The sequence below is a fragment of the Candidatus Accumulibacter meliphilus genome (genome assembly GCF_036625345.1).
Classification (GTDB): Bacteria; Pseudomonadota; Gammaproteobacteria; order Burkholderiales; family Rhodocyclaceae; genus Accumulibacter; species Accumulibacter meliphilus.
The window spans coordinates 24944-37517 of record NZ_JAZKTZ010000004.1 but is presented as its reverse complement, the minus strand read 5'-3'; the positions used below and the strand labels follow the sequence as shown (position 1 = coordinate 37517).

Sequence of the window (12574 nt, the reverse complement as noted above, 5' to 3'; positions counted from 1 at the left end):
CGATTTATCACAAGGAGTGGTCATGAACCCGATTGATCCGAAAGCCCTGTTTCGCCTGTCCGTCCTGGGTCCGCTGATTAGCCGCGAGCGGCTGGAGCGGGGAGAACTGCAACAGATTCTGCGCGAGCTGGCCAGCCGCGAATACGCCATTCCCGGCACCCGTCGGCGGCATCTGAGCGAGAAGACGATTCAGGCCTGGTACTACGCCTGGCGCCTCCACAAGCTCGATGGGCTGACGCCCAAGGTACGCGCCGACCGCGGGCAATCGAAGCTCTCCGCCGCCACCCAGGCCGCCATTCTTGCCGCCAAGCGCGACAACCCGCGGCGCTCGCTGTGCCAGATTCGCCAATTGCTCGAAGCGGCCGGCACCGTCGCCCGTGGCGGCCTCGCCCGCTCGACCATTCACCGTCTGCTGCAGCAGCACGGTCTGTCACGAATCAGCGGCTCGGCCAGCCTGCCGGAAGAGAAACGCAGCTTTGTCGCCGCGACCGCGGGGGCGATCTGGTATGGCGACGTGATGCACGGCCCACGCGTCCCGATCGGCGGCAAACTCGCCAAGAGCTATCTCGTCTCACTGTTCGACGACGCTTCCCGGTTGCTCACGCACAGCGCCTTCTGCCCTGGCGAGACCGCTCTGGACATCGAAGGCGTGCTCAAGCAGGCGGTGCTCAGGCGCGGCATTCCGCTCAAGTTGGTCGTTGATAATGGCGCCGCCTATCGCGCCGAAACTTTGCAGGGGATCTGCGCCCGGCTGGGCATCCATCTCATTCACTGCCGGCCGTACGCGCCCGAGGGCAAGGGCAAATTGGAGCGCTGGCACCGTACCTGCCGCGATCAGTTTCTCAGCGAACTCGACGAGCGCCATATCGCCAGCCTGGACGATCTCAACGCGCGTTTGTGGGCTTGGCTCGAGCAGGTTTATCACCGCCGCCCGCATGCCAGTCTGGACGGCATCAGCCCTTTGGCACGTTACCAGCAGGACCTGTCCAGGATTCGCCCGCTCGGGCCGTTGGCGGCGAAGCTCGATCTCTTGTTCCGGCATCGCGTCAGCCGTCTGGTGCGCAAGGATGGCACGGTGTCGTATCACGGCAAACGCTTCGAGGTGCCGTTCGAGCTCTCCGGTCAAACGGTGTCTCTGGTGGTCGATCCGCATACCGAGGTAGTGATCGGCGTCGAGGACGAGGAAGGGAAAGCGATCGGCGCGGCGACGCCGCTCGATGCACTGGCCAACGCCACACGTCGGCGACGCCAGCCGGACCCGGCGAACACTGACCCAGCGCCCCCGACGAAGAGCGGCCCGAATCTGATCGAGCTGATCTATCAGCAATATTACGACTGCAAGGGGGAGTGAAATGGACTTGCAACACTTTGGTTTGCGGCATTCGCCGCTGGGCAAGGAAGCGGCCGAGTTGTGGGATGACGGTGCGCTGGGGCTGTTGGCGGAGCGCTTCGCCTGGTTGTTGCACTCGCCCGGAGTCGGCCTGATCACCGGCGAACCGGGAGTGGGCAAGACGGCCGCCTTGCGCCAGCTGACCCGCGGCCTGAATCCGCATCGCCACCTGGTGATCTATCAGGCGGAGACGGATTTCGGGCGGCTCGATATCTATCGCGGTCTGGCGCGCGCTCTGGGAGTGGAAGCGGGCTATCGGCGGGCGCAGCTGTGGCGCGATCTGAAGGAGCGCATCCTGCAACTGGTCGATGGCCGCCAGTTGGTGCCGGTATGGATCATCGACGAGGCGCAGAATCTGCCGCTGGAGTTCTTCCGCGATTTGCCGGCCTTTCTCAACTTCGCTTTTGATACACGCGATGTGATGTCGGTCTGGTTGATCGGCCATCCGGCACTGGCGCAAACACTGGAGCGGGCGCCGTATGCGGCGCTGGCCGGGCGCGTTCAGGTACGCGTGCAGCTCAAACCGGTGCTCGAACGCGAGCGCTTTGCGCAACTGATCCAGCACAGCCTGAAGAGCGCCGGTTGCACGCATACGCTGCTCAGCGATTCGGGTCTGGAGATCTTGCGGCAGGCCAGCAAGGGGCTACCGCGGCACGCCGGGAGAATTCTGCGCACGGCGATGCGCCTAGCGGTACCACGCGGCCTCAATCATCTGCCGGACGATCTCTTGCAGTTGGCGATCGAGGAATTGCGATGAGCCGCCGCTCTGCTCTCCCGTTGTTCCCCGATGGGCTCTCCGATGAAAGCGCGGCAGTGCTCAGTGAATTCCTTAACCAGCTCGCCGTCGCATGCGAAAGCCGTTACTTCGTACAGCTGCGCCGCTACCACCAGCGGCAGATGAATCTGTACGATCCCGAAGCCCCCTGGCGGACCACGCCGCTGCCGCCTCGGTAGCGCCTTCATCCCACGCTGCCGCCGGGATAGATGTTCCCGTCGCAGCGTGGGACTCGGCCAGCGTTTCAACCTCGAAAAGCTTGGGCCGAGGGCTCTAAATCAGCGCAGGACGTAACAGCCTGCATTCGAAACTCGGTTACCTGCCGCCAAACGTCTATAAACATCAAGGCTCATTATGGATTCCAGGTTGGTGCGCAACGAAAGCGAGGCTAGAGGCGCACTAGACAACGCCCAAGGAATTCCGTATGCTCTCCTGGGAAGGAACACCTAGGAGAAAGGGGCATGTACACGACGCACACTGCCAGCACTGGGCTGGTTAAAATCCAGGACCTTATCAACGATGCCAAGTGCTTCGAAGTCGTTCGGGACCTGCGCTGGCCAGAGGGTGTTCGCTGTCCGCATTGTGCGGACGAGCACGTTATCAAGTTTGGTCGCGATGAGACCCAGGAACATCGCCAGAGGTACCGCTGTAAGTCCTGTGAAAGGTACTTGACGACTTAACCGACACGATCTTCGAAGGGCATCACCTACCCTTGCGCACTTGGATCTTGTGTTTGTATTTCATGGGGTTGAACCTGTCGAACACGCAAATCGGCAAGGAACTGGGCCTCAACAAGGACGACGTTCAGAAGATGGCGACCCAACTTCGAGAAGGGGTAGTCAGTCGCAAGCCCGCCCCAGCGCTCCAGGGAACCGTTGAGTGTGACGAGGTCTATGTGGTGGCAGGGCACAAGGGGCATCCTTTGGCAGTAAAAAAAACACCGTAAGGGCCGCAGAAACCGCCTGAAGGGGGCTCGCGGTCGCGGCACGCTTGCCAAGGAGAAGCCTCCGGTTTTCGGCATGATCCAGCGCGGCGGTCAAGTCGTCATCCGCATGCTCGAAAACGTCCGCCAAGTCATGATACAACCGCTGATCCAGGCCACCATCGCGCCGGGCACCCTAGTGCTGACCGACGAGTATGACATCTACGGCCGCCTGCCTGAGTGGGGCTACAATCACAAGACCGTCTGCCACAGCGCCCGCGAGTACGCCCGCGATGAAGACGGCGACGGCTTCCACGAGGTTCACGTCAACACCATCGAGGGCTTCTGGTCCTTGCTGCGCTCCTGGCTGCGGCCTCACCGCGGGATCTCCCAGGAAAGTCTTCCTCTCTACCTCGGCTTCTTCGAGTTCGTTCACAACGCCAAAAATCGCGGAAAGCGACTTCTCGAATCCCTCTTGGGGTTGCTCCTCAGCTAACAACCCGAAACACATAATGAGCCAACATCAAATGGCAGAAAAACAACCTATCCCTGTGTCCCAAATTGCTTCACCACTACAGCTGCGCTGCACCCTTACGGAGCAACTGGCCGAAGTCACCATGACGCCGGCCAGCATCGGTTTTCGTGAGCGCAATGGTCCGATGACCGGCCTCGCGACGTCGTGTTTCGAACACTGCGGGTTCGACGCTCCACGCAAGCGGCAACCGGCACTCAAGTCACCAGAAAGTCCGCATTGTCCAGCGCCAGCCCACCACTCAACGCGGCAAACTGCACCGCCGCCCCTGCCCCATTGCCGTCGGCGTCGTAGGACAGCGCGCCGGAGGCACTGTCGTAGAGGATGAAGTCGTTGGCATCGACCGCACTGACTCCGACACCCGCACGGAACGAGCCTGCCGCCAGCGTGCCGGTGCTGCTCAGTGAGCCGAAAATGGCGTTCTCCAGTTCGATGGTATCGGCAAGGACGTTGAAGTCGGTGAGGGTGTCGATATTGTTCAGCGCGTTGAGCAGGCTATCGAAGCGAATCGTGTCGCTGCCCGCCCCCCCGCTCAGGGTGTCGTTGCCCAGGCCGCCATTGAGGCGGTCGTTGCCGTTGCCGCCTTCGAGGCGATTGGGGCCGTTGTTGCCGCTGAGGGTGTCATCAAAGAGGCTGCCGACGAGGTTTTCGATGCTGATCAGGGTGTCGTTGCCGGAGCCGCCGGTGGCCTTGCCGGTGCCGAGGTTGACACTGACGGCGGCGCTGGCGAAGCCGAAGGAGACCGTGTCGTTGCCGGCGGCGCCGTCGAGGACGTTGTTGCCGGCACCGGCGTAGAGGAAGTTGTCCAAAGCGTTGCCGGTGAGGCTGGCGGTGTTGGCGCTCATGATCCGGCCGTTCTCGACGTTGGCGGTCAGGGTGTAGGCCGACAGGTAGCTGTAAACGAGGTCGTTGCCGCCGCTGGCGCGGTCGGCATTGCTTTCGATGACCAGGTCGCCGAGGTCGTCGACGTAGTAGTTGTCGCTGCCGTCGCCGCCGACGAGGGTGTCGGCACCGCCTTCGCCGTTGAGGCCGTCGTTGCCGAGGCCGCCTTCGAGGCGGTTGTTGTTGCTGTCGCCGCGCAGCCAGTCGTGGTACTGGCTACCAACGAGGTTTTCGATGCTGATCAGGGTGTCGTTGCCGGAGCCGCCACTGGCCTTGCCGGTGCCGAGGTTGACACTGACGGCGGCGCTAGCGAAGCCGAAGGAGACCGTGTCGTTGCCGGCGGCGCCGTCGAGGACGTTGTTGCCGGCGCCGGCGTAGAGGAGGTTGTCGAGGGCGTTGCCGGTAGCGTTGGCGGGGCCGTCGGTGAACAGGCGCAGTCGTTCGACGTGGGCGGTCAGGGTGTAGGCCGACAGGTAGCTGTAAACGAGGTCGTTGCCGCCGCTGGCGAGGTCGGCGTTGCTTTCGATGACCAGGTCGCCGAGGTCGTCGACGTAGTAGTTGTCGCTGCCGTCGCCACCGATCAGGGTGTCGGCACCGCCTTCGCCGTTGAGGCCGTCGTTGCCGAGGCCGCCTTCGAGGCGGTTGTTGCCGTTGTCGCCGCGCAGCCAGTCGTGGTACTGACTGCCGACGAGGTTTTCGATGTCGATCAGGGTGTCGTTGCCGGAGCCGCCACTGGCCTTGCCGGTGCCGAGGTTGACACTGACGGCGGCGCTGGCGAAGCCGAAGGAGACCGTGTCGTTGCCGGCGGCGCCGTCGAGGACGTTGTTGCCGGCGCCGGCGTAGAGGAGGTTGTCGAGGGCGTTGCCGGTGCCGTTGGCGGGGCCGTCGGTGAACAGGCGCAGTCGTTCGACGTTGTCGGTCAGGGTGTAGGCCGACAGGTAGCTGTAGACGAGGTCGTTGCCGCCGCTGGCGAGGTCGGCATTGCTTTCGATGACCAGGTCGCCGGGGTCGTCGACGTAGTAGTTGTCGCTGCCGTCGCCACCGATCAGGGTGTCGGCACCGCCTTCGCCGTTGAGGCCGTCGTTGCCGAGGCCGCCTTCGAGGCGGTTGTTGTTGCTGTCGCCGCGCAGCCAGTCGTGGTACTGGCTACCAACGAGGTTTTCGATGTCGATCAGGGTGTCGTTGCCGGAGCCGCCACTGGCCTTGCCGGTGCCGAGGTTGACACTGACGGCGGCGCTGGCGAAGCCGAAGGAGACCGTGTCGTTGCCGGCGGTGCCGTCGAGGACGTTGTTGCCGGCGCCGGCGTAGAGGAGGTTGTCGAGGGCGTTGCCGGTAGCGTTGGCGGGGCCGTCGGTGAACAGGCGCAGTCGTTCGACGTTGTCGGTCAGGGTGTAGGCCGACAGGTAGCTGTAAACGAGGTCGTTGCCGCCGCTGGCGAGGTCGGCGTTGCTTTCGATGACCAGGTCGCCGAGGTCGTCGACGTAGTAGTTGTCGCTGCCGTCGCCACCGATCAGGGTGTCGGCACCGCCTTCGCCGTTGAGGCCGTCGTTGCCGAGGCCGCCTTCGAGGCGGTTGTTGTTGCTGTCGCCGCGCAGCCAGTCGTGGTACTGGCTGCCGACGAGGTTTTCGATGTCGATCAGGGTGTCGTTGCCGGAGCCGCCGGTGGCCTTGCCGGTGCCGAGGTTGACACTGACGGCGGCGCTGGCGAAGCCGAAGGAGACCGTGTCGTTGCCGGCGGCGCCGTCGAGGACGTTGTTGCCGGCGCCGGCGTAGAGGAGGTTGTCGAGGGCGTTGCCGGTGAGGCTGGCGGTGCCAGCGCTCATGATCCGGCCGTTCTCGACGTTGGCGGTCAGGGTGTAGGCCGACAGGTAGCTGTAGACGAGGTCGTTGCCGCCGCTGGCGAGGTCGGCGTTGCTTTCGATGACCAGGTCGCCGGGGTCGTCGACGTAGTAGTTGTCGCTGCCGTCGCCACCGATCAGGGTGTCGGCACCGCCTTCGCCGTTGAGGCCGTCGTTGCCGAGGCCGCCTTCGAGGCGGTTGTTGCCGTTGTCGCCGCGCAGCCAGTCGTGGTACTGACTGCCGACGAGGTTTTCGATACTGATCAGGGTGTCGTTGCCGGAGCCGCCACTGGCCTTGCCGGTGCCGAGGTTGGCGCTGACGGCGGCGCTGGCGAAGAGGAAGGAGACGCTGTCGTTGCCGGCGGCGCCGTCGAGGACGTTGTTGCCGGCGCCGCCGTCGAGGGTGTCAGCGCCCACGCCGCCGGTCAGCGTATCGTTGCCGTCTCCACCGAAGAACGCGTTGCTGAGCGTACCGACGCTGCCGTTGATGACGTCGTCGCCCACGGTGCCGGTGATGTGGAAATGCTCGAAGGATCGAATCGGGACGGTGATCTCCGTTGCATCGCTGAGAACGACGCTCGGATAGGGAGCACCGTTGCTGTTGAGCGTGTTGAAATTCAGCTTCGTCGCCGTGCGACCGTCGGCCAACGTGCCGGAGTAGTCCAGTGTCAGACTGTCGGTGCCGCTGTAGCCATAGATGCTGCCAAACTGCATACCGACAGTCACGCTGTCGTTACCTTGGCCCAGCGTGCCTTCCACAAACTCCACGCCGGTCCAGGTCCCGCCCGCTCCCTCGCCGGTACCGAGATCAATTGTGATGTCGTCGTTTTCGGCGCTAAGCCCAAAGCTGACCCTGTCGGTGCCCACCCCGCCCGAAATATCGTCGCCGAGGCTGGTGACAAAGAACGTGTCGTCGCCATTGCCGCCGTCGAGGGTGTCAGCGCCGACGCCGCCGGTCAGCGTATCGTTGCCGTCTCCACCGAAGAACGCGTTGCTGAGCGTACCGACGCTGCCGTTGATGACGTCGTCGCCCACGGTGCCGGTGATGTGGAAATGCTCGAAGGATCGAATCGGGACGGTGATCTCCGTTGCATCGCTGAGCACAACGCTCGGATAGGTGGCACTGTCAGCGTTCAGACGATCAAAGTTCAGCTTCGTCGCGGTGCGCCCGTCGGACAGCGTGCCGGAGTAGTCCAGTGTCAGGCTGTCGGTGCCGCTGTAGCCATAGATGCTGCCAAACTGCATACCGACAGTCACGCTGTCGTTACCTTGGCCCAGCGTGCCTTCCACAAACTCCGCGCCGGTCCAGGTCCCGCCCGCTCCCTCGCCGGTACCGAGATCAATTGTGATGTCGTCGTTTTCGGCGCTAAGCCCAAAGCTGACCCTGTCGGTGCCCGCCCCGCCCGAAATATCGTCGCCGAGGCTGGTGACAAAGAACGTGTCGTCGCCATTGCCGCCGTCGAGGGTGTCAGCGCCCACGCCGCCGGTCAGCGTATCGTTGCCGTCTCCACCGAAGAACGTGTTGCTGAGCGTACCGACGCTGCCGTTGATGACGTCGTCGCCCACGGTGCCGGTGATGTGGAAATGCTCGAAGGATCGAATGGGAACGGTGATCTCCGTTGCATCGCTGAGAACGACGCTCGGATAAAGAGCACCGTTGCTGTTGAGCGTGTTGAAATTCAGCTTCGTCGCCGTGCGACCGTCGGCCAACGTGCCGGAATAGTCCAGCGTCAGGCTGTCAGTACCGCTGTTTCCATGGATGCTGCCAAACTGCATGCCGACAGTCACGCTGTCGTTACCCGTGCCCAGCGTGCCTTCCGCAAACTCCACACCGGTCCAGATGCCGCCCGCGCCCGCGCCGGTGAGAAGGTTTATCGTGATGTCCTCACTCACAGTGCCGAGCCCAAAGCTGAGCCGGTCACTGCCCGCCCCGCCCGAAATATCGTCGCCGAGGCTGGTGACAAAGAACGTGTCGTCGCCATTGCCGCCGTCGAGGGTGTCAGCGCCCACGCCGCCGGTCAGCGTATCGTTGCCGTCTCCACCGAAGAACGTGTTGCTGAGCGTACCGACGCTGCCGTTGATGACGTCGTCGCCCACGGTGCCGGTGATGTGGAAATGCTCGAAGGATCGAATCGGGACGGTGATCTCCGTTGCATCGCTGAGCACAACGCTCGGATAGGTGGCACTGTCAGCGTTCAGACGATCAAAGTTCAGCTTCGTCGCGGTGCGCCCGTCGGACAGCGTGCCGGAGTAGTCCAGTGTCAGGCTGTCGGTGCCGCTGTAGCCATAGATGCTGCCAAACTGCATACCGACAGTCACGCTGTCGTTACCTTGGCCCAGCGTGCCTTCCACAAACTCCACGCCGGTCCAGGTCCCGCCCGCTCCCTCGCCGGTACCGAGATCAATTGTGATGTCGTCGTTTTCGGCGCTAAGCCCAAAGCTGACCCTGTCGGTGCCCACCCCGCCCGAAATATCGTCGCCGAGGCTGGTGACAAAGAACGTGTCGTCGCCATTGCCGCCGTCGAGGGTGTCAGCGCCCACGCCGCCGGTCAGCGTATCGTTGCCGTCTCCACCGAAGAACGTGTTGCTGAGCGTACCGACGCTGCCGTTGATGACGTCGTCGCCCACGGTGCCGGTGATGTGGAAATGCTCGAAGGATCGAATCGGGACGGTGATCTCCGTTGCATCGCTGAGCACAACGCTCGGATAGGTGGCACTGTCAGCGTTCAGACGATCAAAGTTCAGCTTCGTCGCGGTGCGCCCGTCGGACAGCGTGCCGGAGTAGTCCAGTGTCAGGCTGTCGGTGCCGCTGTAGCCATAGATGCTGCCAAACTGCATACCGACAGTCACGCTGTCGTTACCTTGGCCCAGCGTGCCTTCCACAAACTCCACGCCGGTCCAGGTCCCGCCCGCTCCCTCGCCGGTACCGAGGTTAATCGTGATGTCCTGGGTGGCCGCGCCGAGGCTGAAGTTAACCGTGTCGATGCCAGCCCCGCCCGAGACGGTATCGCCCATGCCGACACTCTGGAAGGCATCGTTGCCGGCACCACCGTCGAGAATGTCGATACCCGCGCCTCCATCGAGCGTGTCGTTTCCGGCTTCGCCGAACAGCTTGTCGTCGCCGTCGTCTCCGTATATCTCGTCGTTTCCCAAACCCCCGTAGAGGGTGTCGTGACCGGTTCCGCCATAAATAAGGTCGTTTCCACCGCGAGCGTAGACACGATCATTGCCTCCGCGCATGTCGATGGTTTCTGGCGCGTCTGTTCCGTCGTAGAACTGGTCGGAATCGTCGCCGACCGAACGTACGTCGCCACCGCCCGCCTGAATCACTTGAATGGCGCTGATGAACTCATCACCCGACAACACCAGCCCATCGACATGAAATGCTTCGATTCTGTAGGCAACAGATTGATACCAATGATCAATGGTGATGGTGTCGTTTAGGCCGAGGTACAAGGGGATTTTGATTTCAATGACCAGATCGTCGCTGTCCGACCGGCTCGCGCCAACGATAGCCGCTAGAGAAATGTCCTCGAACCAGAAGTGATCGTAACCACTGATGTCCCAGATCTCGTCATCGTCGTCGCGGAACCAATAGCGGTAGGTATCGTCACCGTAACCGCCCTCCAGGAGGTCATCGCCACGGCCACCGCCGAGCACGTCGTTACCATCCCCGCCTTCAAGGATATCCTTCCCTTCGTTTCCCCAAAGCGTGTCGTCGCCACCGAGCCCCCGCAGGGTGTTGTCGCCATTGTTTCCTTCGATAATATTGTTCAGGTTGTTGCCGGTACCGTTGATGTCGTCATTGGTGAACAACTGATACCAGTCGTCGTTGGCCTCCAGCATTAAGTTCTCGACGTTTGCTGCCAGCGTGTAATTGTTCAGCCGCGAGCGTACGGTGTCGACTCCGCCACCCGCACCGGGAGCCTCCTCGATGTGGTCATTTACGTTATCCACATGGTAGGTGTCATCCCCCGTGCCGCCGGCCATGATGTCGGCCTCACTATCATCGCTGGTGAGGGTGTGTCGACCGATCTCATCATCCCCCGCCCCGCCTAGTGAGGCATCGTAAGCGCCGTAAAACGGCGTGTAGACGGTGACTTGTCCAGTTTGCAGGTCGTCGTTGGCAGAGGTGCCAATCTGCAAATACCCTGTCTGTAAAACTCCGGCCAGATCGACGTATTTCAGATAGGTGTCCAAAGAGGCCGCATAGGAGGTGTCTTGGCTCAAGTCCGGATTGAACAGGTTGTGCTCCGTAATCCAAATCAGTCCGTCATCGGGTCGTATGTAGTCAATGACGACATTGGTTCCGTCAACAGTATAGTCAGCCCGGTGGAAGACGAAGTTAAGCCCCGCATAGACATCCGCCACATCTGAAAACCCAAGCCAGTCGGCGATGGCTTCGGCGCCCTCAAGAGCAATACCGGCCAGCAATGAGTCGACCAATTTTTCAAGGCCCAGCTTTGCAGCTACACTCAGACCTCCACTGGAAAACGCGGCGTATAACTGATACACATCGACCACAGTATCAATTGTCCGCACAATTGACAGACCGTGCTCACCCACGACGGGCACCGCATCTGCCGTGTGCCTGAAATTGACCAGCCTATCGTCCGCCAGGGCATTGGCATCCAGCGCCCCGGGCGAGCCGAATGTCACCCCTGTAACGAGATTGTTGGTTGCATACTTGTTGCCGTAGTACTGCGCCACCCCGCCACCAAGACTGTGACCGGTGAACAGGATTTGATTGACACCCGCAGTGGTGGCGTAGTCCATCAGCGCCTCTACAAGCCCGGAAAGCTTCTCCGCATGGGCATTGATGTTAACCAGGTCATCCCACAAGTCGAGCCATTCAGTACCGAAATTGGTGCCCTCGAAACCGATCCCCAGTACCACCTTGCCGTCGTCCATCGTGCACTTCCCAACGGTCGCCGAGGCGTTGCCTACTTCGCACCTGAGAACATTGCCGTTGGTAGTATCAAACACGACGCCGGAAAGCACGCCCAGATCGGATACATCGATCGCGTGCCAGGCGCTGACCGCCGTGTTGGCGGTGGCGTCCTTTGCGGTGCCAAGATAAGCACTCGAATAGGCCCGCATCGACAGCGACAGCCCGGCGCGTACGATTTCTCCGGTGATGGCGTCAGACAGCAGGGTAGCGGCTGGCAGTAAACCGTCATAAGCCAGCGGAGCCACGTTGCTCACATCAATCTGGCCATTGACCGCCTCAAGCACCCAGTTTCCATCCAATGCCGCCGCCCCGGTCAAATCCGTCGACGCGGCCACATCCGCCCCAGTCACCTCCGCGAGGGCGCTGACAAACTGAGTTCCAACATCTCCTTGAGCCACATTGCATCCATACAACAGGATGTCTCCAGTCGCCGTCAGACTCTGCCCGATCGCCTGCAGAGGTGTCAGGTAAGCGTCCAGATTGCCTGCCTCCAGCACCGTGCTGCCCAAGTACAATGCACCCGGACTGCCGTGCGAAAAGACGTGGATCCCATCGAGGAGCGTGTAGCCCGACAGAACCCCCGCCATTTGATCAATACCATCCTCCCCCGCATTCAGCAGGAACCACTCGGTTCCCTCCGCCAGTCCATCGACCAGGGTCTGGTAGTCGGCAATACGGGAATCGATGAAAGCAACTTGGCGAGTGGCGATAGTCATGATGGCACCTGGTTAAGGATTTAAATCAAACACCGGCGAGGCCGGCTGAAGCGGCGTTCCGCGCGGGACTATTGGGGGAGTCCGGAGAGAAAGACGTGGCGCATGTGGAGGAGGCCCGCCGGAAGGATGGAGACGCCGATCTGCGGCGCCACCCCTACCGCCCGTGCTTTTTTTGTTTTCGGCGTCAAGCGTGTTCAGACGCAAAGCAGCGAGACAGGCCACGCTATCGGCAATGGCGATGTCAGCCGGCCCCTCAGCGAACAACTCAGACATAGCCCCCCTCGGTGCCTGTCGCGGTCGGCTGGTGTCAGCCGGAAATTTTTCAATTCACGGGGTGTGGATGCGCATGAACGCCCGCCATCGGACAGCACATCGGTTTTTTTCTTACTTTGTTCTTTCCACCAAAGTGCCTGGCGCTGAGAATTGCCCCTGTTCGTTGTGTTCTTCGAATTTCTTGCGCGCGCAATGAGAAAGCAAAAAATAGGCCAGCGTTTGAAAATGCGCTCAACTCATTGACGTAACGAGGGTCTTTCAGCGCTTGCGTTTGAGCCATTGGTCGGGGGTGTAA

Annotated in this window: 4 protein-coding genes and 1 pseudogene; 4 read left to right on the top strand and 1 reads right to left on the bottom strand. The window is 61.8% G+C overall.

Annotated elements, in window-relative coordinates:
- Positions 1–22: 22 nt before the first annotated feature.
- The 4 genes and pseudogenes from V5B40_RS08960 (at position 23) to V5B40_RS08945 (ending at position 3583) form a co-directional block, all read left to right on the top strand.
- Complete coding sequence (locus tag V5B40_RS08960; protein ID WP_332353652.1) at positions 23–1351, top strand: DDE-type integrase/transposase/recombinase; 1329 nt, start codon at positions 23–25, stop codon at positions 1349–1351.
- 1 nt (position 1352) lies between these two features.
- Positions 1353–2147, top strand: a complete 795-nt coding sequence (locus tag V5B40_RS08955; RefSeq protein ID WP_332353730.1) for an ExeA family protein — start codon at positions 1353–1355, stop codon at positions 2145–2147.
- Positions 2144–2344: a hypothetical protein gene (locus V5B40_RS08950; RefSeq protein WP_332353729.1), complete on the top strand. Its 201-nt coding sequence runs from the start codon at positions 2144–2146 to the stop codon at positions 2342–2344. Before V5B40_RS08955 ends, V5B40_RS08950 begins: the two co-directional genes overlap by 4 nt.
- A gap of 282 nt (positions 2345–2626) precedes the next feature.
- A pseudogene (locus V5B40_RS08945) lies at positions 2627–3583 on the top strand (IS1595 family transposase).
- A 233-nt stretch (positions 3584–3816) separates the two neighbouring features.
- On the opposite strand, the gene V5B40_RS08940 reads toward V5B40_RS08945, so the two are convergent.
- Positions 3817–12006 carry a DUF4347 domain-containing protein gene (locus V5B40_RS08940; protein WP_332354203.1) on the bottom strand — a complete coding sequence of 2730 codons (8190 nt, stop codon included), beginning with the start codon at positions 12004–12006 and terminating at the stop codon, positions 3817–3819.
- Positions 12007–12574: the final 568 nt, after the last annotated feature.